Consider the following 23,437-nt stretch of genomic DNA (forward strand, 5'->3'; position numbering starts at 1 on the left):
CGTCGGTGCATCCGGCGCCAGGTACAAAAAAGCCTGCTTCGAATGAAGCAGGCTTTTTGCATTGGGGCGGCGTGTTTTGGTGCAACCGGCCGGCGCTTGATGCCCGGACGTCGCGCTATGCCGCGACGCGACTTGCGGCGAGCTTGCGTTGCAACTCCGGCATGATCTTCGCGGCTGCTTCCTCACCGGCCAGAATCGCGGCGTTGCGCTGCGAGAAGTCGCTGCCGCTCATGGCGGCCAGATTCGGGCGGATGACGATGTCGGCGTATTTGTCGAGCTCGTAGGCCTTGATCGTCTGGCCCATGATCGTGAAGGTCTGCATCAGCACGTCGAAGGAACTGGCCGTCAGGCCGCTTTCCGGACGCTGCGAGATATCCACGGCGATCACGAAATCCGCGCCCATCTTGCGTGCGAACGACGCCGGCACCGGGCTCACCAGGCCGCCGTCGACATATTCGTGACCGCCGATCTTCACTGGCTCGAAAATCGACGGCACGCTGCACGAGGCGCGCACCGCGATGCCGGTGTTGCCACGCTGGAACAGGATCGGCTGACCGGTTCTGAGGTCGGTGGCGACCACGCCGAGCGGCTTGACCATCTTCTCGATCGGACGATTGTTCAGCGTCGTGTTCAGGTAGTTCTGCAGCGCCACGCCTTGCAGGAAGCCGCGGGTGCGAAACGGCATGGCCCAGTCGCTGATCGACGCTTCGTCCATCGTCAGCGCCAGCTTGTTCAGCGCGAAGCCGTTCATACCGGACGCGTACAGCGCGCCCACCACCGAGCCCGCGCTAGTGCCGGCCACCAGATCCACCTGAATGTTACGCGCCTCGAGCGCCTTGATGACGCCAATGTGGGCGAACCCCCGCGCGGCACCGCCGCCAAGCGCCAGCGCGACGCGGACGGGCCGCTGCGGCTTGTCGAGCGGCGGCGTGGGCGGCACGGTCGTGGTGGCCACCGGGGCGTTGTCGGTTTTGCCGCCGGTCGTGGTGCAGGCGGCCAGCACGGCGGATGCTGCGGCCAGCGAGAAATTGCGACGGGCGAGGTTAGGCGGTGAAGGTTTCAACGAATTCTCCAGCAACGGCGCGGGCGGCGTAGTCAACGTCGCTGCGGGCCGCGATCAGGCGGATAGTCAAACGGACGGGATCGCCGGCTGGCGATTCCATGCGCTGTGGTTACTATCTCCAGCCGCAGCGCGCGCACATCATAAATCAAAGCTTCGCGGGCGCGGCTGCGCCGTAATGAAACGTTGCAGAGGAAGCCCTCGGGCGTCGCGCTACGCGTCCCACGACCCGCTTGCACATCACACGGCGCTTCGCCATAGGCCGTTTGGACGAGGGCAGGCAGGCCGCTGTCGGAAGGTATAATTCGGCTCTCATATTTAATTCCTTCGTGTCCGTGCCCGGCGTTGTCCTGCCGGTAGGGCGCGTTCCGCTGCCGCGTTTCGCAGGCGATCTCTGCCTCGGGCGCCGGCGCCTGTCTTCCGAGTAACCGCTAATGACCACCTCCGTCCGTACCCGTTTCGCACCGAGTCCCACCGGCTTCATCCACCTCGGCAACATTCGCTCCGCGCTGTATCCGTGGGCGTTCGCGCGCAAGATGAAAGGGACTTTCGTGCTGCGGATCGAGGACACCGACGTCGAGCGCTCCACTTCCGAATCCGTCGACGCAATCCTCGAAGGCATGAGCTGGCTGGGCCTCGATTTCGACGAAGGCCCGTTCTACCAGATGCAGCGCATGGACCGTTATCGCGAAGTGCTCAAGGAGATGCAGGACAAGGGGCTGGTGTACCCGTGCTACATGTCCACGGAAGAACTGGACGCGCTGCGTGAGCGTCAACGTGAAGCGGGCGAAAAGCCGCGCTACGACGGCACGTGGCGCCCCGAACCGGGCAAGGTGCTGCCGCAGCCGCCAGCGGGCGTGGAGCCCGTGTTGCGCTTTCGCAATCCGCTCACCGGCGTGGTGGCGTGGGACGACGCCGTCAAAGGCCGCATCGAGATCTCGAACGAAGAACTTGACGACCTCGTGATCGCGCGCCCGGACGGCACGCCCACCTACAACTTCTGCGTGGTGGTCGACGATCTGGATATGCGGATCACGCACGTGATTCGCGGCGACGATCACGTGAACAACACGCCGCGCCAGATCAACATTCTGCGCGCGCTCGGCGGCGAACCGCCGGTCTACGCACACTTGCCGACCGTGCTGAACGAGCAGGGCGAGAAGATGAGCAAGCGCCACGGCGCAATGAGCGTGACGGGTTATCGCGACGCCGGTTTCCTGCCCGAAGCGGTGGTCAACTATCTGGCGCGTCTGGGCTGGTCGCATGGCGACGCGGAAATTTTCACGCGTGAACAGTTCGTCGAATGGTTCGATCTGGATCATCTGGGCAAGTCACCCGCGCAGTACGACCACGACAAGCTGAACTGGCTGAACGCGCACTACATCAAGGAAGCGGATAACGCGCGCCTTGCCGAACTGGCCAAGCCATTCTTCGCCGAATTGGGTATCGACGAAGCCGCGATTGCACAAGGCGCCGATCTGACGGCGGTGGTGGGCTTGCTGAAGGACCGGGCGTCGACGGTAAAGGAAATCGCCGACAACGCGGCGATGTTCTACCGCACGCCGGCGCCGGAAGCCGAAGCGGTCGCGCAGCATGTGACCGACGTCGTGCGCCCGGCGCTGGCCGATCTGGCCGCCGCGCTGAAAACGGCGGAGTGGACCAAGGAAGCGATTGCCGCCACCCTGAAGACGACGCTTGGCGCGCACAAGCTGAAGATGCCGCAACTGGCCATGCCGGTGCGTCTGCTGGTGGCGGGTACGACGCATACGCCGTCGATCGACAACGTGCTGATGCTGTTCGGCCGCGAGGTGGTCGTCGGCCGTATCGAAAAAGCGCTGGGCTGAGCGCGTTCGCGCCTGCCTTGAGAGGGTTTGCGTGCGTCTTTCAAAAAAAGTCGCACGCAATTGCTCAAAGGGTATTTACAAAGCGCAAATTGGCCTCTAGAATCTCGTTTCTGTTCTGCAAGGGGGGTATAGCTCAGCTGGGAGAGCGCTTGCATGGCATGCAAGAGGTCAGCGGTTCGATCCCGCTTACCTCCACCATCAGAGCAGTGTGAAGTTGTTCCGAAGTCTGGAACTTGTAGCAAAAAAGACTTCACAAACAGTTGTAACGTAGTTAAAATAGCGGTCTTCGCAGTTGACAAAACGAATTAACTACCAAGTTAGCGTGAGTTAGCAGCGAATTAAAGACAGATCTGAAAAGATTATGTCCCCTTCGTCTAGAGGCCTAGGACATCACCCTTTCACGGTGAGTACAGGGGTTCGAATCCCCTAGGGGACGCCAAGACATCGGCGTCGTTCGGTAAGAAGTTGAACGGCGTAGCTGGCAAGTGAGCATGGCTCATAAGCTGCGGTGCAAAAATCTGGAGCGGTAGTTCAGTTGGTTAGAATACCGGCCTGTCACGCCGGGGGTCGCGGGTTCGAGTCCCGTCCGCTCCGCCAGATTTGAGAAAGCCCACTTCGAAAGAAGTGGGCTTTTTTTATTCCCGCTCGCCTTCGTGCCGGGTATGCTCCGGACAAACAGCCATTGCCAGCGCGGACGCGCTGTTTTACCGTTGACCCGACTCATCTTCGTCGCCCGCCATGTTCGATCCAACTGAAGCCCCGTCACCGTTTCATCTGCGTTTGGCCAGCATGGACGATTTCGAGTTCGCCGAGGCGCTGACCCGCAACAACATGGGCGGTTACTATCGCCGGCACCATCTGGTCTGGCGCGGCGATCTGTTTCTCGGCAGCTGGCGCGAATCGGAGAATTTCATTCTTGAAGTGGACGGCACGCCGATCGGCGTGCTGCGCATCACGCAGGAAGGCGATTCGCTGCATATCCGCGACGTCCAGATTGCCGAAGGGCATCGGCGGCTCGGCGCGGGCACGTATCTGCTCGATATCTCACACCAATGGGCGCGTGAGCGCGGCCTGCGCGAGTTGCAGTTGCGCGTGTTCGTCGACAATCCCGCCGCGCGGCTTTATCAGCGCAAAGGCTACAAGCTGGCGGGGCCGCGTCTTGCGCAACTCGGCGCGATCCGGCATCTCGCGCGACGCGTCTGATACGCGCTTATGGTTGCTCCACGTCGCGCTCATTCTCACTCTGCTGCGCGCGATGTTCCGAGCCACGCTCGATGAACGCCCGCGGACTTTCGCCGAACGCCCGCCTGAACATCGCCGAGAATGCGCTCTGGCTTTGATAGCCCAGCTCCTGTGCAACGTGTGAAAGCGGGCGCCCCTGGCTCAGCAGCGGAATCGCGCGCGCCAGAATAGCCTGCTGACGCCACTGCGAAAAGCTCACTCCCAACTCCTGACGAAACAGCCGCGCGATCGTGCGCGTGCTGGCGCCGACGCTCGACGCCCACTGTTCGAGCGACTCGCCGTGCGTCGGGTCGGCGATTACCGCCTCGCACAGTGCGCGGAGACGTTTCTCGTTGGGCATCGGCACGGACAGCGGCAACGGCTCGGAGCGGGTCAGTTCGTCGAGCGCCAGGGCGCCGAGCAATTGCTCGCGAGTCGCCGAAATCGCGGAGGTATCGAGCGCCGCGATCACTTCACGCAACAGGTCGGACACCTCGACGACGCGCGGCGCATCCAGCCCGGCCGGCACGGTGTTTTCGGTGATGTAGAGCGTGCGCAGAAAGGCGTCTTCGACGGCGACGACCTCGTGCTCCACGTGCGGCGGCACCCAGATCGCGCGCGAGGGCGGCACCATCCACGTCGTGCCGGCCGTCGCGACCCGCAGCACGCCGCGCGATGCATAGGCCACCTGGGCCCATGCATGCGTGTGCCGTGCGATGCGCCAGCCGGAAGGCATCGGCCGCGAGCGTACGCGAATCGGATGCGTCTCGTTCGGCTGAAACTCGGGTGGAATGTCGGCGAAATGGACGAGACTCAATGGGTCTATGTCGATGGACGCAGTCATGAAAACGTTCGATCCAGATAGCGGAATCCGAAAAGCGACGGAGGCAGAGGCGCGACGGCGTCGACCCCGAACATGAATCGCCGTGAGCCCGACGCGCCGCGCGCCTCTCATTGTAGGTGTTGCCCGCGACCCATCGTTGCATAATGTCCCGACTACCCGGACTCGAGGACTACGCCATGACGTTTGCTACCGCGGATTTGTGCGACGCGCACGAAGATCAACTGGCGCAGGGCACCTTGCGTGTGCTCGAGCCGGTGTTTCACCTGTTCAGCCGCACCGAGTCTTTCAGCGGTGAAGCGGTGACGCTGAAAGTCTTCGAAGACAACGCGCTGGTGCGCAGCACGCTCGAAGAAAAGGGCGCGGGCCGCGTGCTGGTGGTGGATGGCGGCGGCAGCCTGCGCTGCGCGCTGGTCGGCGGCAATCTCGCGCAGATCGCGGAGCAGAACGGCTGGGCGGGCGTCGTCGTGAACGGCTGCGTGCGCGACGCGCTGGAGTTGAACGAAGTCAACGTCGGCGTCGCCGCGTTGACGACCTGCCCGCGGCGCAGCCAGCGACTCGGCGCGGGCGAACGCGATGTGCCGGTGCAACTGCCCGGCGCGTGGGTGCGTCCCGGCGAATGGATTTATGCGGATATCGACGGCGTGCTGGTGGCGAGTGCACCGCTGAATTGAACCCGCGTTTTCGGGCACAGGGCGGCTAAGGTTCGCTTCAGGACCGCCCGACTACCCACTTCAGGAGAGCAAACAATAATGCAGACTGTCTTTGTATACGGCACCTTGCGAGCCGGTGAAGTGAACGACATCCGCGATGCCGCAGCGCGCAACGACATCGACGCGCCCAACCTGCTCGGCACGGCCAGCGTGCGCGGCCATCTGTTCGACTTCGGCTCGTATCCGGGCCTTGTCGCCGACGAGGCGGGCGTCGATGTGATTGGCGACGTCTACGAAATCGAGGACGAACTGGTCGCGGTGCTCGACGAGATCGAAGCTGTCTATCCGGGCGTCGAAGACCGCTTTCTGGCGCGTGAAGTGATGGTGAAAGTGGACGGCGACGTCGTCAACTGCCGCTTCTATCCCGTCACGCCCAATGCGGTGAAGGGCCTGCCCGAGATCAAGTCGGGCGACTGGGTCGAGTACCGCACCACCCGCTGAAGCTCACGCGTCACGGGTAAAAAAACGGCCCGGCAAGCATGCGCCTGTCGGGCCGTCCGGTCGGTCAGTCTTGCGACGCAAGCCGCCTTCATGTGAAAGAAGGCGTGCCTGCTACTGCGTCGTTCGTTGCGAATGCATCGAATCAATCCGATGCGATGAGGCAAGCCGCGTGCCTCAAATTTCCTCGTACAGCGGCAGCGTCAGGAAGTCGGTGAACTGCTCCGACGTCGACATCTGCTCGAAGATCTGTGCGGCGCGATCGTACGGCGTCGTATCGCCGCCCACGGCCTGCTTCACCTTGTCGAGTTCCTGCGCCGACAGTTCGCGCACCAGCTCGGCTGTCACCTTGCGGCCGTCTTCGAGCTTGCCCTTCGGCGAGCGAATCCACTGCCACACCTGCGAGCGCGAAATTTCCGCGGTAGCGGCATCTTCCATCAGGTTGTGAATCGGCACGCAGCCATTGCCCGCGAGCCATGAACCCAGGTAGTGAATGCCGACGTTGATGTTGTTGCGCAGACCGCCTTCGGTGATCGGTGCTTCCGGACGGAAGTCCATCAGATCGGTGGCCGTGACGAGCACGTCGTCGCGTTGCTTGCCAATCTGGTTCGGTTTGTCGCCGAGCACCTTGACGAATTCTTCCATCGCGATCGGCACCAGACCCGGATGCGCAACCCAGCCGCCGTCGTAGCCGTCGCCGGCGTCGCGCGCCTTGTCGGAACGCACGCCGCCCATCGCCTTGTCGTTCGCGGCCGGATCGTTCTTGATCGGAATCAGCGCGCTCATGCCGCCGATCGCCGGCGCATGACGACGATGACACGTCTTCAGCAACAGCAGCGCATAGGCACGCATGAAGGGCGAGGTCATCGTGATCTGCGAGCGGTCGGCGAGACAGAAATCGCGATCGGCCTTGAACTTCTTGATTGCCGAAAAGATGTAGTCCCAGCGCCCGGCATTCAGACCCGAGCTATGTTCGCGCAACTCGTACAGGATCTCGTCCATTTCGAACGCGGCGACGATCGTTTCGATCAGCACGGTCGCGCGAATCGTGCCGCGCGGCACGCCGACCGCTTCCTGCGCGGCGACGAAAATGTCGTTCCACAGACGCGCTTCAAGGTGGCTCTCCATCTTCGGCAGATAGAAGTACGGGCCCGAGCCGCGCGCCACCAGTTCTTTCGCGTTGTGAACCATGTACAGCGCGAAGTCGAAAATGCCGCCCGACACGCGCTTGCCGTCCACCGTCACGTGCTTCTCGTCGAGATGCCAGCCACGCGGACGCACGATCAACGTAGCGACCTTGTCGTTCAATTGATACGACTTGCCGTTCTGCTCCAGCGAAATCGTGCGGCGCACCGCGTCCTTCAGATTGATATGGCCGGTGATCTGGTTGTCCCAGCTCGGCGCATTCGAATCCTCGAAGTCGGTCATGTACGAATCCGCGCCCGAGTTCAGCGCGTTGATGATCATCTTGCGCTCGACCGGACCGGTGATCTCCACGCGACGGCGCTGCAGATCCTGCGGCAGCGCGGCAATGGTCCAGTCGCCTTCGCGCACGCTCTTCGTCCCGGCGAGGAAGTCGGGGCGTTCGCCGGCATCGAGCCGCTGGGTGCGTTCCACACGCGCCTGCAGCAACTGCTGACGGCGCGGTTCGAAGGTGCGATGCAGGGCGGCGACGAGTTCGAGCCCTTCGCGCGTGAGGATCGCTTCATAGCCCGGCTTGATCTCAGCCGTAATTTCCATGCCCTGCGGCAACGGCAGTGACGTCAACATCGATGACTGCGGGTTCGCCATGTTTTCTCCTTGGTCGGTCAGATTGCAAAGATGCATATGTTGAAATGGGGTGGAGGTATGTCGCGGGTCCGGTGACAGCCTCATGCGCCAGGGCTGTGGCGCGTGCGGCTGCCGCCGGGGCCGTTGGTGCGGCCAGGCGACGTGGGTTTTTTCAGAAAGGCGAGCAGATCGTTCATGCTGCCGCCCGTGCCATGCGGCGCGATGCCCAGTTCTTCGACGGGTGCGTTTTGCCGGTTGAGCCAGAAAGTGGTGAAGCCGAACCACGTCGCGCCCGCCACGTCCCAGCCATTCGACGACACGAAGACGAGCTCGCGCGGCTGCGCGTCGAAGGCTTGCGTCGCGAGCGCGTAAGAGGCGGGCGAGGGTTTATAGACGCGCACCGCGTCGACGGACAGCACGTGGTCGAACAGGTTCGTCATGCCGGCGCTCTTCACGGCGATGTCCAGCATTTGCGGATTGCCGTTGGAGAGGATCGCGAGCTTGGGACGTGAATGGGAGGCGTCTTCCGTCGACGTCTGTCCGGCCGACGCGGGTCCATCGCGCAACAAACGCAGCGCGGACACGGCATCGGGGAAAGCGGACAGGCACGCGTATTCGTCCATCAGACGCTTTTCGGCCGCGGGGCCCAGCGTGAGCTGAAGCTTTTTTGCGGCGAAGCGCAGTGCGTCGAGCGTGATGTCCCAGAACGGCCGGTAGTGCGCGCCGGGTGCATTCGCGGGCGCCGCGAGCGTACGCAGTTGCGTGTACTCGATCTGCTTCTGACGCCACAACTGCGAGAGCGCGTCGCCATGACCGGGGAACATCTGCTCCGCGGCAGCGATCACCGAATGCACGTCGAACAGCGTGCCGTATGCGTCGAAAATCACTGCTTTTGGGGAGAGTGTCGTTGTGGCCGACATTGCCGTGCACTCCTATCAGAGGTCAGGGAGGATTGTATTAGTGATGCTCTACGCTAAAAAAGAGGCTAAAGATCACTTGATCTTTTACTTTCATGCACCTAATCTGACGCGCACCGACCACTTTCCCGCACCGCTGCGGCTCCAATTCCCATGGACCGTTTCAAGCAGATCGAAACTTTCACGACCGTCGCGGCGAAGGGCAGCCTGTCTGCGGCGGCCTCGGCCGAGGGCGTCGCGCCCGCGATCATCGGCCGACGGATCGACGCGCTCGAAGAGCGTCTCGGCGTCAAATTGCTGGTGCGCACCACGCGCAAGATCACGTTGACTTTCGAAGGCTCGGCCTTTCTCGAAGACTGTCAGCGCATCATTCACGACATGCAGAACGCCGAGGCGAGCGTCTCGGCGGGCGGGGTCAAAGCGAGCGGCCATTTGCGGCTGTCCGCGCCGGCGGGTTTCGGGCGTCGCCACGTCGCGCCGCTGGTGCCGGCCTTTACGGTCGCCCATCCGGATGTGTCGATCACGCTCGATCTGTCCGACCGGCTGGTCGATCTCGTCAACGAAGGTTTCGATTGTGCGGTGCGGCTCGGCGAGTTGCCCGATTCGTCGCTGGTCTCGCTCAAGCTCGGCGAGAACCGGCGCGTGTGCGTGGCGTCGCCCGCATATCTGAGCCGGCGCGGCGCGCCGCATACGCTCGCCGATCTCGCGCATCACAACTGTCTTGCGCTCGGCGCGAGCGCCAATCAGCAGCGCGGCTGGGTATTCCAGCAAGCCGACAAGGTGGTCTCGATCAAGGTGTCCGGCACGATGGAATGCTCGGACGGCGTGGTGCTGCACGAGTGGTGCATGGAGGGCTATGGTCTCGCGTGGCGCTCGTGGTGGGAAGTCGGCACCGATATCGCGGCGGGCCGGCTCGTGAGTGTGCTCGATGAATTCGCCGCGCCACCGATCGGCATCCACGCGGTTTTTCCGCAGCGCCGTCATTTGCCGCTGCGGGTGAGGCTGTTTCTGGATTTCCTCAAGCATACGTATGGGCATCCCGGGTATTGGGGCTGATCGCGCCCGGCGTCGCGAGTTGCAGGGGGTTTCCGATATGCGGACAGACCCTCGGCCGATCCACTCCCTCGCGCGCTCACGACCTACAATCGATTGAAGCGGCTTGTACGCCGAGCCTCGTTGAACGCTGACGCCGCGCGGCGTGCAGCCTGTGAGGGAGGGCATCATGTTCAGACACGTTCTGGTTCCGACCGACGGTTCCGACCTGTCGCGCAAGGCGATCAACGGCGCGATCGATCTCGCGCAGGCCGTCGGCGCGCGCATCACGGCCTATGCCTGCCTGCCGCAATATCCGTACTCGCCGTTTTCCGACGTGGTGGTCGAGCCGCCGTCCGAGTTTCTGCAGCGCAGTGAACGCGAAGCGCGCGTGCATCTGCGCGACATCGAGATGGCGGCGCACCGCGTCGGTGTCGAGGTGGTGAGCCGCACCAGCGTGCATCCGGCGCCGTATCTCGGCATCATCGAAGCGGCGGAGCAGGGTGGCTGCGACGTCATCTTCATGGCCTCGCACGGGCGGCGCGGTCTCGGCAGCCTGCTGATCGGCAGCGAAACGCAGCGCGTGCTCACGCATACGAAGATTCCGGTAATCGTGTATCGCTGACTGAGGCGTCACGACTCGCGCGTCCGTCAGCGGCATAAAAAACGCGCCGGCGACAAGGCCGGCACGTCCCGTACTCGCCGCACGATTCCGCTGTGCTGGCTTTATCTGCGCTGCAGCCCTTTCTCCCAGATTCCGGCCTTCGGGGCGACGAACTTGACCGCCGACGCCCCGAAGACCCGACCTCCCTGTGACGGCGGCTCTCTGACGGAGCCGCTTGATCGTCTGTCTGCCTTGCCGTTCCCGCGATCAGGCCGCGGGGTCGGTGTCGATACGCTTACGCGACCTTCTTCTCGAAGAACTGTTCGTCTTCCGTCGAGCCGTGCAGCGCGGTTGTCGACGCTTCGCGTTCGACCGTTTGCGTCACGGCGTCGAAGTAGCCCGTGCCGACTTCGCGCTGGTGCTTGACCGCGGTGAAGCCCTTGTCGGCGGCGGCGAATTCAGCCTGCTGCATTTCGACGAAAGCCGTCATCTGGTTGCGGGCGTAGCCGTGCGCGAGGTTGAACATCGAGTAGTTCAGTGCGTGGAAGCCGGCCAGCGTGATGAACTGGAACTTGTAGCCCATCGCGCCGAGTTCGCGCTGGAATTTGGCGATGGTCGCGTCGTCCAGATTCTTCTTCCAGTTGAACGACGGCGAGCAGTTGTACGACAGCAGTTGGTCCGGGTACTCCTTGTGGATCGCGTCGGCGAATTGCTTCGCGAACTCGAGGTCCGGCTTGCCGGTTTCACACCAGATCATGTCGGCGTACGGCGCGTAGGCGAGGCCGCGCGAGATCGCCTGTTCGATACCCGGCTTGGTGCGGTAGAAGCCTTCCACCGTACGCTCGCCGGTCAGGAACGGCTTGTCGTTGTCGTCGATATCCGAGGTGATCAGGTCGGCGGCTTCCGCATCGGTGCGAGCGAGCAGCACGGTCGGCGTGCCGGAGACGTCGGCGGCCAGACGCGCGGCGGTCAGCTTGGCGATGTTTTCGCGGGTCGGCACGAGCACCTTGCCGCCCATGTGGCCGCACTTCTTCACCGACGCCAGTTGGTCTTCGAAGTGAACGCCCGCAGCGCCGGCTTCGATCATCGCCTTCATCAGTTCGAAGGCATTCAGCACGCCGCCGAAACCGGCTTCCGCGTCGGCCACGATCGGCTGGAAGTAGTCCACATAGCCTTCGTCGCCCGGACCCTTGCCTTCCGACCACTGGATCTGGTCGGCGCGCGTCAGCGTGTTGTTGATGCGCTTGACGACGAGCGGCACGGAGTTGGCCGGATACAGCGATTGATCCGGGTACATTTCGCCGGCGACGTTCGCGTCGCCCGCCACTTGCCAGCCCGACAGATAGATCGCCTTCAGACCAGCCTTCACCTGCTGCATCGCCTGATTGCCGGTCAGCGCGCCGAGCGAGTTGACGAACGGCTCGGTGTTGACGCTTTCCCACAGCTTTTCGGCGCCGCGCCTGGCGAGCGTGTGCTCGACTTGCACCGAACCACGCAGACGGATCACGTCTTCCGCCGTGTAGCTGCGCTTCACGCCTTTCCAGCGCGGATCGGTTTCCCATTGCTGCTGGAGTTGCTTGGCTTGTTCTTCGCGCGTCGTCATGGTGTGCTCCTTATTTGCCTGTAATGGATGGGTGACTATCTGCCTTCTGCGAAGCGGTTGGCCCGGTTGGACGTTTCGTTTTCGTGAAGTCTTATAGAAGAGTCTAGGCAAATCGACGGCGCTGCAATAGCCGTCGCGAAGCGTTTTTGTGATATTTATATTTGTTTTAAATCAATGGCTTGTAATTGACGTTTCGCATTAAGAAACGATTTTTTCCATCTTGCAATAGGCTGTCTTGTGCTGTGCAGCACGATTTTTTACGACGCAAAAAAATTTTCCACATCGTGAAATTTAGACCGTGCCTGGAGTCGGGACGAAAAAAAACCGGCGCCTGAGCACCGGTTTCTTTCGACTCAGGGACGGCGCGGGGCCATCCTGGTCTTTTTCTAGCTGACTGCGAGTACTTCGTGAGCGCTGCAACCGGTCTTGCGACCCGAAGCAGCCTACGCTCACTTCAGCAATTAGCTGCCGCGACGCGCCGTACGCGGGCCGTCGCTGCGGCGCGCGCCGTAGCCGCCGTCACGCGAACCGCCGAAGCCTTCGCGCGAACCACCGTCACGCGAACCGCCGAAGCCTTCACGCGAACCACCGTCACGCGAACCGCTGCCAGCGGACTTGCCGGCCCAGCCGCCACCACTGCCGCTGCGCGAACCGCCGCCGTTGCCGGCCGGCTTGCCAGCGCCACTGCCGCTACCAAAGCGACGACCAGCACCGCCACCGTTGCCACCGCCCGGACGGCCACGGCCGCCAAAGCCAGGACGGCCGCCGTTGCCCGACGGAGCCGACTTGCGCGGCTCGAAGCCTGCGACGACATTGACCGGCAGCGGGGTGCGCACGAAGCGCTCGATGCGCTTCAGCGCGCCTTGTTCAGCGTGGTGCACGAGGCTCACTGCAATACCCGAGCGGCCAGCACGGCCGGTACGGCCGATACGGTGCACGTAGTCTTCAGCGAACTTCGGCAGATCGTAGTTGAACACGTGCGTGATGCCCGGGATGTCGATACCGCGAGCGGCGACGTCCGTTGCGACCAGCACGCGAACGCGACGCTCGCGCAGTGCCTTGATGGTGCGGTTACGCGCGCCTTGCGGCAGATCGCCGTGCAGAGCTGCCGATTCGAAACCGGCGTCGGCCAGACGGCCAGCCAGTTGGTCAGCGTCCATCTTGGTGGCCGTGAAGACGATAGCCTGATCGAGGCCTTCGTCGCGCAGCAGGTGGTCGAGCAGACGATCCTTGTGATCGCGGTCGTCCACGTAGTGAACCGTTTGCGAGATGTTGGTACGTTGTTCGAGGCGTTGAACGATCTCGATACGCTCCGGATCCTTCAGCAGGCGGCCGGTCAGCGAACCGATCTTGCCGTCGAGCGTGGCCGAGAACAACATCGTCTGACGCGTAGCCGGCGTAGCGGCAACGATCGTTTCGATGTCTTCGATGAAGCCCATGTCGAGCATGCGGTCGGCTTCGTCGAGCACCAGAATCTGCAGTTGCGACAGATCGATACGGCCGCGTTCCAGATGGTCGATCAGACGACCCGGCGTAGCAACCAGGATTTCCGGGTTCTTCGCCAGCAGCATCAGCTGTTGACCGTATGCGACGCCGCCCAGAATGCTGACGGTGCGCAGACGCTTCAGGTGCTTGCCGTACGTGGAGGCAGCGGTGGTGACCTGCATCGCGAGTTCGCGGGTCGGCGTCAGAACCAGCATGGTCGGACGTGCAACCGGTTGCGGACGACGCGTGGTGCGAGCGCCGTCGGCCGGGCGCGGCTCACGCGGCTGGCTGGCTTGCGACTTTTGCAGTTGCGAGAAACGCTCGATAGCCGGCAGCATGAACGCGGCGGTCTTGCCCGAACCGGTCGGGCTCGAGACCATCAGATCGCGACCGGCGATACCGGCGGGGATGGCGCGTTGTTGAACCGGCGTGGGGTTTTGATAACCGGCGGCGGTCAGCGCGGAGACGACATCCGCGGAGAGACCCAGCGACGCGAACGTCGGGCCGGTCGGCGCAGCGGCTTCAGCGACAACGGCTTCCGGAGCGGCAGCAACGGCTGCAGCTTGTTCGGGAGCGTCGGCGAAACCGAGGGCTTGATCGGCGATGGCGTTCAGCGGGCTATTGGTATTGCTCGAAGTCATGAGAATCCTTGGTAAATCCTTGGTACACACGGAATTAAAACGTCGGCGCCAATCGGCATACCCAAGTCGTCGGATTCAGCGAGCAAAGAAGCAGCGAGCAAATCGAAAAACGGGGGCAGCTCGCGACAATGAAGGCGAGCTTTTCGTTAGAAGCTGTATCGGATGCGACATGCCAACACGGCGTGCCGCCAGCCTGGGACATGATCGCCCGTAGGGGGCTAGGCAGGAGGGGACAGGTTCTAAACTGGATTGGAGCTAAACGCTACGAGGCGCTGCGCCGCAAAGGCCGCTAGAGGAAAGCCGGGCAAAGCAGTGAAGCGCAGGCAGCATTGTATAGGGTTTTGTTGCACTGCGCCACCATTAGGACATTTCCTATTCGGAAAAGTCCTAATTATCGAAGCGGGATCAGGCCGAGGCGCCGCTCCTGAGCGATTCGACCAGATCGACGTATTGCTGCTTGGCGGCGTCCTGCGCGGTGCCCTTGAGCGCGGCCCACGCGTCGTACTTGTATTTGCCGACGATGTCGGTGAAGCCTGGCTTGTCGCCCGTGACATCGCCTTCGCTGGCCTGCTTGAAGAGGGCGTAGAGACGCAGCAGGGTCAGGTTGCCCGGACGCTCCGGCAGTTGCTTGACGTCTTCCTGGGCTTGGGCGAATTGGCTATTGATGTCGGTCATGGTCGTGGTGCCCGCCGGGCGGGATCGGGTTGAAGTCGGCCGACGATCATAGCAACTGAGCGGCGCGGCCGGACCGAGGGCTCCTTCCAAACCGCGCCGTCGACCCAGGCGAATCCAACGCGCTGCTTCCAAACCGTGACCGTCAGTCCGCGGGAATCCAACGCGGTCCAAACCACATGGGCGCGCGCCGCGCCGATTACAATACGGTCCATGACTCAAACTGTGCTCCTTGCCCTTGATACCTCGACCGAATTCTGCTCGGTGGCGCTGCTGTCCATCGGCAGCGGCACCGCTCCCCAGCTCTGGGTCCGCCACGAGCAAACCGGTGCGGTTTCCAGCACGCGCCTGCTCCCCGCAATCCGCGAACTTTTCGACGAAGCCGGCCTGAAACTGGCCGACTGCGACGCGATCGCCTTTGGCTCCGGACCCGGCTCGTTTACCGGTTTGCGTACGGCTACCGGCGTCGCGCAGGGACTCGCGTTCGGGTTGAATTTGCCGGTGGTGCCGGTCAGCACCTTGCTGGCCTGCGCCGAAAGTGCACGCTTGCGCGATCCGTCGGCGACGCGCGTGCTCGCCGCGCTCGACGCGCGCATGGACGAAGTCTATTGGGCCGACTACGCCTGGGACGACGCTCAGGGCGAGTGGCGCACCGTGCAGGCGGCGTCGCTCGATGCGCCGGAGCGCGTGGTGTTGCCGGAGGTGCCGTTCACGCTGGTGGGCAACGCCGCGGCGGCTTTTGGCGCGCGATTGCCGGCTGTCGCCGCCGCACGCGTGGTCGATGGCGAAGCGTTGCCGCATGCCGGAGCGCTGGTCCACGCGGCGTTGCGCGCGCTTCGTGCCGGCCGCACGGTGCCGGCCGATCAGGCGGCGCCGGAATACATCCGCAACAAGGTCGCGCAAACCACGGTGGAGCGCGTCGCCGAGAAAGCAGAAAAAGCCGCCAAGGCGGCTAAAGCTGCCGACGAGGCCGCTCAAATCGCCAATAGTGGAGCGCAAAACGCACCGCACGGAGAGCACCGGCAATGAGTGGCGTGTTGCTAGCCGACCGCTACATATCGCCGATGACCGAAGGCGATCTGGACGAGGTCGCCGCCGTCGAGAAAATCGCCTATGAATTTCCGTGGAGCCGGGGCAACTTCGGCGACTCGCTGCGCAACGGCTATTTCGGCATCTGCCTGCGGCATGTCACGGGCACGCTGATCGGTTATTGCGTGCTGATGCCGGTGGTCGACGAAATGCATCTGCTCAATCTGTGCGTGACGCCGGCCGCGCAGGGCGCCGGCGCCGGGCTCGCGCTGCTGCGCGAAGCGGTGCGCATGACCCGCGCCGAAAAGCTCGAGGGGCTGCTGCTCGAAGTGCGGCCGTCGAATCATCGGGCGATCCGGCTTTATGAACGCTTCGGCTTTGCTTCGATCGGCCGGCGCAAAAATTATTATCCGGCGCGGCATCGCAGCCGGGAGGACGCCATCGTGATGCGTTTCTCGTTTGCCACGGAGGGCGCAGATGGCGCTGCATGAATCGGTATTGGAAGAGTTTGGACTCACCCCGTTGTGGGTGCGTCGCGGTATGGCTGCCGCACAGGAACCGGCCGTTGAAGCGCAAGCCGGAACCGACGCCGGGCAGGGCACGCAGCGCGACGATGGGCGCGGCGCAGCGCAGACGTTGCCTTCCGTTCCAGTAGAACGGGATGGCGTGCAACCAGTCGTGCGTGCGAACGAGCCGCAACCGCAACCGCAACCGCAACCGCAACCGCAACCGCAACCGCAATCTCGCGTCCCCCGGCAACCCGCTTCCGACGCATCGCCACCCGAGGACGATTTCGCATGGTTCGACGATCTGCCCGCCCACCCGCCCGGACAGGCGACTGCTGAAGCGCGTCGGGAAGCGCCTGCGGCGCCTGCCATCCACACACTCGATTGGGACGCGTTGAGCCAGCGCGTCGCTGCCTGCGAAAGCTGCCGCCTTTGCGAAAAGCGCGCCAACACGGTGTTCGGCGTCGGCGATCGGGAGGCCGACTGGATGCTGATCGGCGAGGCGCCCGGTGAAAACGAGGACCGGCTGGGCGAGCCGTTCGTCGGCCAGGCCGGCAAGCTGCTCGACAACATGCTGCGTTCGCTCACGCTCGCGCGCGACACCAACGTCTACATCGCGAACGTGATCAAGTGCCGGCCGCCCGGCAACCGCAATCCCGAAGCGGACGAAGTCGCGCGCTGCGAACCTTATCTGCAACGTCAGGTGGGACTGGTCAAACCGAAGCTGATCGTCGCGTTGGGCCGCTTTGCCGCGCAAAGTCTGCTGAAGACCGACGCCAGCATTTCGTCGCTGCGTGGCCGCGTGCATGGATACGAAGGCGTGCCGGTGATCGTCACTTATCATCCGGCGTACCTGCTGCGCAGTCTGCCCGACAAGGCCAAGGCTTGGGCCGACCTATGCCTTGCGCGCGACACGTGGCGCGCGGCTGACAACGCGCCGTCGAGCGCGTCGCAGTGATGGCTGCGGATGCGCCGGCGGCGCGTCCCGTTTTCATGCGCGCTGCGCATGGGGAAGTGCTCGATACGCTGCTCGACACATTGCGCGACCCCGCGGTGCGTGATCTCGCGTGGCTGCTGCTGAGCGCCGACCTGTTGCGTGCGCAACCGCCTGTGGGCATCCTGGCGACTCCCTTCGACACGCCCCACGCGTTCCACGCGACCGTCGACTGGCTACGGGCGCTCGATGCCGCTCCCGAGCCGTTACATCGCAACCTCGCTGAACCACGCATCACGCGACTCGGTCGCTATGCCGAGCGGCTGCTTGGCTGGTTTCTGGAGAATGGACCCGGCGCGCGCCTGATCGCCGCGGGTGTGCCGCTGCGGCGCGACGGCGTCACGCTCGGTGAGTGCGATTTTCTGCTGCGCACGCAAGCGGGCGAGCGGCTTCATTGGGAACTCGCCGTGAAGTGCTATCTGCACGCCGGCGACTCGCGTGCGCAACTGGCGGACTACGTCGGCCCAAACCTGAAAGACCGCTTCGACCTCAAGCTCGCGCATGTGCTGAATCATCAGTTGCCGTTGAGTGCGCGCGAGGAGTTTGCTTCGGTCGGCCATGCGGGGCCGTGGACGCCGCAAATGTTCATCAAAGGCTGGCTGTTCTGCCGGCATGGCGAGACGCCGGTCGACCCCGACGCACTCGACCCAGCGCATGGATGCGGCTGGTGGGTGACGCGCAGCGATTGGCCGGCTTTTAGCGCGACGCATGCGCGATGCTGGCGGCCACTGCCGAGGCTGGAATGGCTCGCGCCGAGGCGCTATGAGCGTGGCGTGACGCCGCCCGAGGAAGCGTTTTTTATCGATGCCGGCACGCTTGCCGCGCAACTATCGCAGCAGCATGGTCCGTCGATGGTTGCCGCATTCGTCGAGGACAGTACTGGCAATCTGATCGAGCGCTCGCGCGGTTTCATCGTGCCGGACGAGTGGCCGGAACTGGCACGGGACTACGCACGTCGCGCCTGACGGGCAGCGATCGACTGCGTCCCGCGAACCATGCGTACGACGCAGCCCAGCAGCCTCACCACCACCGATAAAAATGATGCACCGGCCCGACGCCGTGACCGACCGCGAGCCGGTCGCTCGCCTGTAGCGCGCCGGTCAGATAAACCTTCGCGTCCGCAACCGCGCTTGCCAGATCGCCACGCTGCGGAATCAGCGCCGCAATCGCCGACGACAGCGTGCAGCCGGTCCCATGGGTATTCTTCACCGGCACGCGCGGACCGCCCAGGCGCAATGTGCCGCTGTCCTGCACGAGCCAATCCGGGCTGTCCGCCGCGCTCAGATGGCCGCCCTTCATCAGCACCGCACGCGCGCCGAGCGCGCGCAGCGCTTCGCCTTGCTCGACCATTCCGGCCTCATCCGTCGCAGCTTCCACACCGAGTAGCGCGGCGGCTTCCGGCAGATTAGGCGTCAGCAGATCGGCCAGCGGCAGCAATTCGTCACGCACCGCCGCGACCGCATCGGGTAGCAGCAGCGCGTGATTGCTCTTCGAAATCATCACCGTGTCGAGCACGATGTGTCCCGGCCTGTGGCGACGCAGCGCTTCGGCCACCGCGCGTGCGATCGGCGCGTTGGCCAGCATGCCGATTTTCACGGCGTCGATGCGGATGTCATCGAACACCGCATCGAGCTGCGCCGTAATGAAACCAGGGTCCGGTGCGTGAATCGCGGTGACGCCGCGCGTGTTCTGTGCGGTCAGCGCGGTGATCACGCTTGCGCCGTAAGCGCCGAGCGCCGAAAAAGCCTTCAGATCGGCCTGAATGCCAGCACCGCCGCCGGAATCGGAACCGGCGATCGTCAGCACATTGGGAATCGGTTGAGTCATGGCAAAGCGAGGAAGAAGGATGACGCGAGGATGACGCGAGGATGACACGGGCCCGCTCGCGAGAGCCGGCCCGCTGCGGGTCAGTGCTGCTTGACTTCGCCGATCAGCGCGACCGAGTCGAAGGCGCGCTGGTTGGCCTGATGACGGCGCATCACGAACCACATCATCACGCACACGAAGGTGCCGAACAGCACGATCACCGCGGCGACCGGCACGTCGAGCCAGACCAGCACCGCGTACAGACAGAGCATCACGAGCACCGAGAGGTTTTCGTTGAAATTCTGCACGGCGATCGAATGACCCGCCGACAGCAGCACGTGACCGCGATGCTGAAGTAGCGCGTTCATCGGCACGACGAAAAAGCCCGACAGGCCGCCGACGATCATCAGGAAAATATACGCAAAGATGAGATAGCCCGGCACGCGGAAGTGGCCGATGTGCAGGCCCCAATGCGCGGGGAACAGATCGCGCGTGTAGAAGGCCATCAGCATCACGGCGATACCCATCATGATTCCGACCGGCAGCACGGAGAGCGATTTCTTCAAGGGCACGCGCGAGGCGGCGAAGATCGCGCCGGCGGCGACGCCCACGGCCACGACCGCCTGCAGAATGGCCGCTTCGGAGAGCGACATGTTCAGCGACACTTCGGCCCACTTCAGCACGATGAATTGCAGCGTCGCGCCCGCACCCCAGAACAGCGTGGTGACCGCAAGCGAGATCTGGCCGAGCTTGTCGCGCCACAACACGAGGAAACAGTCGGCGAAATCGGTGACCAGCTTGATCGGGCCGCGCTCCTGTCTCGGGTAACGGGCGCCGGTGTCGGGAATGCGCAGGTTGAAGAGCGCGGCGACCACGTAGATCGCCATGATGACGAGCATCGCGGCTTCAGCCGGCGTGTTGACCGTGGGAATGTGCTGCCGCAGGATCGGCGCGGCGATGTGCGGGCTGATCAGCGCGCCACCGAGCACCGTGCCGAGAATGATCGAGCCGACCGTGGTGCCTTCGATCCAGCCGTTCGCGGCGACGAGGCGGTCAGGCGGCAGAAGCTCGGTGAGGATGCCGTATTTGGCGGGCGAGTAGGCCGCCGCGCCGAACCCCACGATGCCATAGGCGATCAACGGGTGCGCTCCGACCAGCATCGTGATGCAGCCCAGCACCTTGATGGTGTTGGTGACGAACATCACGCGACCCTTGGGACGGGAATCGGCGAAGGCCCCCACGAAGGCGGCCAGCACGACGTACGACAGCACAAAGAACAACTTGAGCAGCGGCGTCATCCAGTTCGGGGCGTGAAGATCTTTCAGCAGTGCAATAGCAGCGATCAGAAGCGCATTGTCGGCCAGCGACGAAAAAAACTGCGCGGCCATGATGGTGTAAAAACCTTTTTTCATCTGATGCGATGCTTTCCTCGCTGCGGTCTGTCCGCCCCGGCCGTGTGCAAAGCGTCCGGGCTTATGCCGTTCGAAATGGGTTGTGCGCACGGCTTTATATCATGAAAATAGCTGGATTCGGACTAGCAGAATCCTTGATCGCACCGCCCAGCGGGCTGCCGAGCGCTGAAAACGCCCTGTAAGCCGCTGATTCGCAAGCGTCTTTACGAAAATATCCCATGCCGCGCCCCCTTTCAGCCACGATCCACACTGCCGCTCTCGCCAATAATCTCGCCGTCGCCCGGCGCTACGCGCCAAAATCCAAAATCTGGGCCGTCGTCAAGGCCAATGCCTACGGGCACGGGCTTGCGCGCGCTTTTCCGGGCCTGCGCGCCACCGACGGCTTCGGATTGCTGGACCTCGAAGAAGCGGTGAAGTTGCGTGAATTGGGCTGGGCCGGTCCGATTCTGCTGCTCGAAGGTTTCTTTCGTCCGACCGATATCGACGTAATCGACCGCTACAGCCTGAGCACCGCGCTGCATTCGGACGAACAGCTGCGCATGCTCGAAATGGCGCGTCTGTCCAAGCCCGTCAACATCCAGCTGAAGATGAACACCGGTATGAACCGGCTCGGTTACACGCCGGAGAAATTCCGCGCGGCGTGGGAACGGGCGCGCGCGGCGCAAGGCGTCGGCCAGATCACGTTGATGACCCATTTTTCCGATGCCGACGGCGAACGCGGCATCGACTATCAGATGGAGGCGTTCGAACGCGGCGCGCAGGGCATCGCCGGCGCGCGCAGCCTCGCCAATTCGGCGGCTACGCTGTGGCATCCGGCCGCGCATTTCGACTGGGTACGGCCGGGCATCATTCTGTACGGCGCGTCGCCCTCGGGTGTCACGGCCGCGATCGAAGGCACCGGTTTGCAACCGGCCATGACGCTGGCCTCGGAGCTGATCGCCGTGCAGACGCTCACCGAAGGGCAGACGGTCGGTTACGGCTCGTCCTTCAGGTCGCGCGCGCCGATGCGCATCGGCGTGGTGGCGTGCGGTTACGCGGACGGCTATCCGCGCGTCGCGCCGGAAGGCACGCCGGTGATCGTCGACGGTGTGCGCACGCGGATCGTCGGTCGGGTGTCGATGGACATGCTCACGGTGGATCTGACGCCGGTGCCGACCGCCAACGTCGGCTCGCGCGTCGAACTGTGGGGCAACGCGTTGCCCATCGACGACGTTGCGCAGTCGTGCGGCACGATCGGCTACGAGCTGATGTGCGCGGTCGCGCCGCGCGTGCCGGTGCGGGCCGAATAAGGCGCGCGGCCTTTCCCGTGGCCGCTGCGCGCGGCGGCCCATCCAGCGTATCTATCCAGCAAACCGCAACACAGGCAAAAACGCGCGTGGCTAAACCGAAAACCTTGTACATCTGTAGTGAATGCGGCGGGCAATCGCCGAAATGGGCCGGACAGTGCCCCTCATGCCAGGCGTGGAACACGCTGGTCGAATCGGTGGCCGAAGCGCCTTCCACCCACCGTTTCCAGTCTCTCGCGAAGAGCGCGCCAGTGCGCCGCCTCGCCGACATCGACGCGTCCGACGTGCCGCGCTTTTCCACCGGCGTCAGCGAATTCGACCGCGTGCTCGGCGGCGGTCTGGTGCCCGGCGGCGTGGTGCTGATCGGCGGCGATCCGGGCATCGGCAAATCCACGCTGTTGCTGCAATCGCTCGCCGAAATCGCCGCGGACAAACGCGCGCTCTATATCAGCGGCGAAGAATCGGCCGCGCAGATTGCGTTGCGCGCGCAACGGCTTTCCTTGCTGGAGCCCGGCTCGAAAGCGAGCGAGCTGCAATTGCTGGCGGAAATCCAGCTCGAAAAAATCCAGGCGACGATCACCGAGCAGCGTCCCGACGTCGCCGTGATCGACTCGATCCAGACGGTCTATTCCGATGCGCTGACCTCCGCGCCGGGCTCGGTCGCGCAGGTCCGCGAGTGCGCGGCGCAACTCACGCGCATCGCCAAGCAGTCGGGCACGACCATCATCATGGTCGGCCACGTCACGAAGGAAGGCGCACTCGCCGGGCCGCGCGTGCTCGAGCACATCGTCGATACGGTGCTGTACTTCGAGGGCGATACTCACTCGTCGTACCGTCTCGTGCGCGCGATCAAGAACCGCTTCGGCGCGGTCAACGAACTGGGCGTGTTTGCGATGACCGAGCGCGGCTTGCGCGGCGTCGCCAATCCGTCGGCGCTGTTTTTGTCGCAGCACGAGCAGTCGGTGCCGGGTTCCTGCGTGCTGGTGACGCAGGAGGGTACCCGTCCGTTGCTGGTGGAAGTGCAGGCGCTGGTCGACTCGGCCAACGCGCCGAATCCACGCCGGCTCGCAGTCGGCCTCGAACAGAACCGGCTCGCGATGCTGCTGGCGGTGCTGCACCGCCACGCCGGCATCGCCTGTTTCGATCAGGACGTGTTTCTGAACGCGGTGGGCGGCGTGAAGATCACCGAGCCCGCCGCCGACCTGGCGGTGCTGCTGGCGATTCACTCGTCGATGCGCAACAAGCCGCTGCCGAAGGGGCTGGTGGTGTTCGGCGAAGTGGGGCTGGCCGGCGAGATCCGGCCCTCGCCGCGCGGTCAGGACCGGCTCAAGGAAGCGGCCAAGCTGGGCTTCTCGGTAGCGGTCATTCCCAAGGCAAACGCGCCGAAACAGCCGATCGAAGGCTTACAGGTCGTTGCGGTCGAGCGGATCGAACAGGCCATCGATCGGGTCCGCACGCTTGAATAGACGGGGCGAGGGCGTCGGCGGGGGTCCTTTGCGCCGTAATGGTCGGTAAATATCTCCATATTGGCTGTAACCTGAGCGCCATTCCTTTTTCTTAAGC

General features: G+C 63.8%; 21 protein-coding genes and 3 tRNA genes. 15 read left to right on the plus strand and 9 right to left on the minus strand.

Features of this window, described 5'->3' with window-relative positions; translation table 11 throughout:
• Positions 1–115: 115 nt before the first annotated feature.
• A complete protein-coding gene (locus FQ705_RS27010; protein ID WP_144146359.1) occupies positions 116–1,063 on the minus strand; it encodes a patatin-like phospholipase family protein in 948 nt (315 codons plus the stop codon).
• A gap of 431 nt (positions 1,064–1,494) precedes the next feature.
• On the opposite strand from FQ705_RS27010, the gene gltX reads away from it, so the two are divergent.
• The 5 genes from gltX (at position 1,495) to FQ705_RS27035 (ending at position 4,107) form a co-directional block, all read left to right on the plus strand.
• A complete protein-coding gene (gene gltX, locus FQ705_RS27015; protein ID WP_144146362.1) occupies positions 1,495–2,904 on the plus strand; it encodes a glutamate--tRNA ligase in 1,410 nt (469 codons plus the stop codon).
• Positions 2,905–3,026: 122 nt separating this feature from the next.
• Positions 3,027–3,102 (plus strand) — tRNA-Ala (locus FQ705_RS27020).
• A gap of 165 nt (positions 3,103–3,267) precedes the next feature.
• Positions 3,268–3,343, plus strand: a tRNA-Glu gene (locus FQ705_RS27025).
• 81 nt (positions 3,344–3,424) lie between these two features.
• Positions 3,425–3,501: transfer RNA gene (locus FQ705_RS27030), tRNA-Asp, on the plus strand.
• Positions 3,502–3,642: 141 nt separating this feature from the next.
• Positions 3,643–4,107, plus strand: a complete 465-nt coding sequence (locus FQ705_RS27035) for a GNAT family N-acetyltransferase (RefSeq protein WP_144146365.1) — start codon at positions 3,643–3,645, stop codon at positions 4,105–4,107.
• Positions 4,108–4,114: 7 nt separating this feature from the next.
• Here FQ705_RS27035 and FQ705_RS27040 read toward each other — a convergent pair whose 3' ends face one another.
• On the minus strand, positions 4,115–4,969 hold the full coding sequence (locus FQ705_RS27040; RefSeq protein WP_144146367.1) for an AraC family transcriptional regulator: 855 nt from the start codon (positions 4,967–4,969) through the stop codon (positions 4,115–4,117).
• Between the two features lie 176 nt (positions 4,970–5,145).
• Here FQ705_RS27040 and rraA point away from each other — a divergent pair, with 176 nt between their 5' ends.
• Both rraA and FQ705_RS27050 read left to right on the plus strand, forming a co-directional pair.
• A complete protein-coding gene (rraA, locus tag FQ705_RS27045) occupies positions 5,146–5,640 on the plus strand; it encodes a ribonuclease E activity regulator RraA (protein WP_144146370.1) in 495 nt (164 codons plus the stop codon).
• Positions 5,641–5,718: 78 nt separating this feature from the next.
• Entirely contained in the window at positions 5,719–6,120 is a 402-nt protein-coding gene (locus tag FQ705_RS27050; protein ID WP_144146373.1) for a gamma-glutamylcyclotransferase, read from the plus strand.
• A gap of 174 nt (positions 6,121–6,294) precedes the next feature.
• Here the strand turns inward: FQ705_RS27050 and aceB are convergent, their stop codons facing one another.
• Both aceB and FQ705_RS27060 read right to left on the minus strand, forming a co-directional pair.
• Complete coding sequence (gene aceB / locus FQ705_RS27055; protein ID WP_144146693.1) at positions 6,295–7,887, minus strand: malate synthase A; 1,593 nt, start codon at positions 7,885–7,887, stop codon at positions 6,295–6,297.
• A gap of 101 nt (positions 7,888–7,988) precedes the next feature.
• Positions 7,989–8,807, minus strand: coding sequence for a haloacid dehalogenase type II (locus tag FQ705_RS27060; protein WP_144146375.1), 819 nt, complete (start codon positions 8,805–8,807; stop codon positions 7,989–7,991).
• 150 nt (positions 8,808–8,957) lie between these two features.
• Between FQ705_RS27060 and FQ705_RS27065 the strand changes: the two genes are divergently transcribed.
• Together FQ705_RS27065 and FQ705_RS27070 are read left to right on the plus strand one after the other, a co-directional pair.
• A complete protein-coding gene (locus tag FQ705_RS27065) occupies positions 8,958–9,860 on the plus strand; it encodes a LysR family transcriptional regulator (RefSeq protein WP_144146378.1) in 903 nt (300 codons plus the stop codon).
• 166 nt (positions 9,861–10,026) lie between these two features.
• Positions 10,027–10,461 carry a universal stress protein gene (locus tag FQ705_RS27070; protein WP_144146381.1) on the plus strand — a complete coding sequence of 145 codons (435 nt, stop codon included), beginning with the start codon at positions 10,027–10,029 and terminating at the stop codon, positions 10,459–10,461.
• 274 nt (positions 10,462–10,735) lie between these two features.
• Here the strand turns inward: FQ705_RS27070 and aceA are convergent, their stop codons facing one another.
• From aceA to FQ705_RS27085, 3 genes are all read right to left on the minus strand, one after another.
• The gene (aceA, locus tag FQ705_RS27075) at positions 10,736–12,043 is read right to left on the minus strand and encodes an isocitrate lyase (protein WP_144146384.1); all 1,308 of its coding nucleotides are present in this window, start codon (positions 12,041–12,043) and stop codon (positions 10,736–10,738) included.
• A gap of 461 nt (positions 12,044–12,504) precedes the next feature.
• Positions 12,505–14,169 (minus strand): DEAD/DEAH box helicase, encoded by a 1,665-nt coding sequence (locus tag FQ705_RS27080; RefSeq protein WP_144146387.1) that lies wholly within the window; start codon positions 14,167–14,169, stop codon positions 12,505–12,507.
• Between the two features lie 405 nt (positions 14,170–14,574).
• Positions 14,575–14,844: an acyl-CoA-binding protein gene (locus FQ705_RS27085; protein ID WP_144146389.1), complete on the minus strand. Its 270-nt coding sequence runs from the start codon at positions 14,842–14,844 to the stop codon at positions 14,575–14,577.
• 210 nt (positions 14,845–15,054) lie between these two features.
• Between FQ705_RS27085 and tsaB the strand changes: the two genes are divergently transcribed.
• Genes tsaB through FQ705_RS27105 form a run of 4 tightly spaced genes read left to right on the plus strand, consistent with a single transcriptional unit; the run spans position 15,055 to position 18,335 of the window.
• A complete protein-coding gene (gene tsaB / locus FQ705_RS27090; protein WP_144146392.1) occupies positions 15,055–15,870 on the plus strand; it encodes a tRNA (adenosine(37)-N6)-threonylcarbamoyltransferase complex dimerization subunit type 1 TsaB in 816 nt (271 codons plus the stop codon).
• Entirely contained in the window at positions 15,867–16,361 is a 495-nt protein-coding gene (gene rimI, locus FQ705_RS27095; RefSeq protein WP_144146395.1) for a ribosomal protein S18-alanine N-acetyltransferase, read from the plus strand. The genes tsaB and rimI overlap by 4 nt, the downstream gene beginning before the upstream one ends.
• On the plus strand, positions 16,348–17,334 hold the full coding sequence (locus FQ705_RS27100) for a uracil-DNA glycosylase family protein (protein WP_144146398.1): 987 nt from the start codon (positions 16,348–16,350) through the stop codon (positions 17,332–17,334). The genes rimI and FQ705_RS27100 overlap by 14 nt, the downstream gene beginning before the upstream one ends.
• Entirely contained in the window at positions 17,334–18,335 is a 1,002-nt protein-coding gene (locus FQ705_RS27105) for a DUF1853 family protein (RefSeq protein WP_144146696.1), read from the plus strand. The genes FQ705_RS27100 and FQ705_RS27105 overlap by 1 nt, the downstream gene beginning before the upstream one ends.
• 55 nt (positions 18,336–18,390) lie before the next feature.
• Here the strand turns inward: FQ705_RS27105 and thiD are convergent, their stop codons facing one another.
• Positions 18,391–19,197, minus strand: coding sequence for a bifunctional hydroxymethylpyrimidine kinase/phosphomethylpyrimidine kinase (gene thiD / locus FQ705_RS27110; protein WP_144146401.1), 807 nt, complete (start codon positions 19,195–19,197; stop codon positions 18,391–18,393).
• A gap of 80 nt (positions 19,198–19,277) precedes the next feature.
• A complete protein-coding gene (gene lplT / locus FQ705_RS27115; RefSeq protein ID WP_144146403.1) occupies positions 19,278–20,588 on the minus strand; it encodes a lysophospholipid transporter LplT in 1,311 nt (436 codons plus the stop codon).
• Between the two features lie 218 nt (positions 20,589–20,806).
• Between lplT and alr the strand changes: the two genes are divergently transcribed.
• Positions 20,807–21,877: an alanine racemase gene (gene alr, locus FQ705_RS27120; protein ID WP_144146405.1), complete on the plus strand. Its 1,071-nt coding sequence runs from the start codon at positions 20,807–20,809 to the stop codon at positions 21,875–21,877.
• Between the two features lie 86 nt (positions 21,878–21,963).
• Positions 21,964–23,340: a DNA repair protein RadA gene (radA, locus tag FQ705_RS27125; protein WP_144146408.1), complete on the plus strand. Its 1,377-nt coding sequence runs from the start codon at positions 21,964–21,966 to the stop codon at positions 23,338–23,340.
• Positions 23,341–23,437 lie beyond the last annotated feature (97 nt).

The organism is Paraburkholderia sp. BCC1884, assembly GCF_900996225.1.
Classification (GTDB): Bacteria; Pseudomonadota; Gammaproteobacteria; order Burkholderiales; family Burkholderiaceae; genus Paraburkholderia.

Bases quoted from the DNA above. Each gene is read 5' to 3' on its own strand.
- FQ705_RS27040 (WP_144146367.1), bottom strand. From the start codon at position 4,969: ATGACTGCGTCCATCGACATAGACCCATTGAGTCTCGTCCATTTCGCC.
- FQ705_RS27065 (WP_144146378.1), top strand. From the start codon at position 8,958: ATGGACCGTTTCAAGCAGATCGAAACTTTCACGACCGTCGCGGCGAAG.
- FQ705_RS27035 (WP_144146365.1), top strand. From the start codon at position 3,643: ATGTTCGATCCAACTGAAGCCCCGTCACCGTTTCATCTGCGTTTGGCC.
- FQ705_RS27070 (WP_144146381.1), top strand. From the start codon at position 10,027: ATGTTCAGACACGTTCTGGTTCCGACCGACGGTTCCGACCTGTCGCGC.
- tsaB (WP_144146392.1), top strand. From the start codon at position 15,055: ATGACTCAAACTGTGCTCCTTGCCCTTGATACCTCGACCGAATTCTGC.
- FQ705_RS27080 (WP_144146387.1), bottom strand. From the start codon at position 14,169: ATGACTTCGAGCAATACCAATAGCCCGCTGAACGCCATCGCCGATCAA.
- FQ705_RS27050 (WP_144146373.1), top strand. From the start codon at position 5,719: ATGCAGACTGTCTTTGTATACGGCACCTTGCGAGCCGGTGAAGTGAAC.
- rraA (WP_144146370.1), top strand. From the start codon at position 5,146: ATGACGTTTGCTACCGCGGATTTGTGCGACGCGCACGAAGATCAACTG.
- rimI (WP_144146395.1), top strand. From the start codon at position 15,867: ATGAGTGGCGTGTTGCTAGCCGACCGCTACATATCGCCGATGACCGAA.
- FQ705_RS27105 (WP_144146696.1), top strand. From the start codon at position 17,334: ATGGCTGCGGATGCGCCGGCGGCGCGTCCCGTTTTCATGCGCGCTGCG.
- thiD (WP_144146401.1), bottom strand. From the start codon at position 19,197: ATGACTCAACCGATTCCCAATGTGCTGACGATCGCCGGTTCCGATTCC.
- alr (WP_144146405.1), top strand. From the start codon at position 20,807: ATGCCGCGCCCCCTTTCAGCCACGATCCACACTGCCGCTCTCGCCAAT.
- lplT (WP_144146403.1), bottom strand. From the start codon at position 20,588: ATGAAAAAAGGTTTTTACACCATCATGGCCGCGCAGTTTTTTTCGTCG.
- FQ705_RS27060 (WP_144146375.1), bottom strand. From the start codon at position 8,807: ATGTCGGCCACAACGACACTCTCCCCAAAAGCAGTGATTTTCGACGCA.
- gltX (WP_144146362.1), top strand. From the start codon at position 1,495: ATGACCACCTCCGTCCGTACCCGTTTCGCACCGAGTCCCACCGGCTTC.
- FQ705_RS27085 (WP_144146389.1), bottom strand. From the start codon at position 14,844: ATGACCGACATCAATAGCCAATTCGCCCAAGCCCAGGAAGACGTCAAG.
- aceB (WP_144146693.1), bottom strand. From the start codon at position 7,887: ATGTTGACGTCACTGCCGTTGCCGCAGGGCATGGAAATTACGGCTGAG.
- aceA (WP_144146384.1), bottom strand. From the start codon at position 12,043: ATGACGACGCGCGAAGAACAAGCCAAGCAACTCCAGCAGCAATGGGAA.
- FQ705_RS27100 (WP_144146398.1), top strand. From the start codon at position 16,348: ATGGCGCTGCATGAATCGGTATTGGAAGAGTTTGGACTCACCCCGTTG.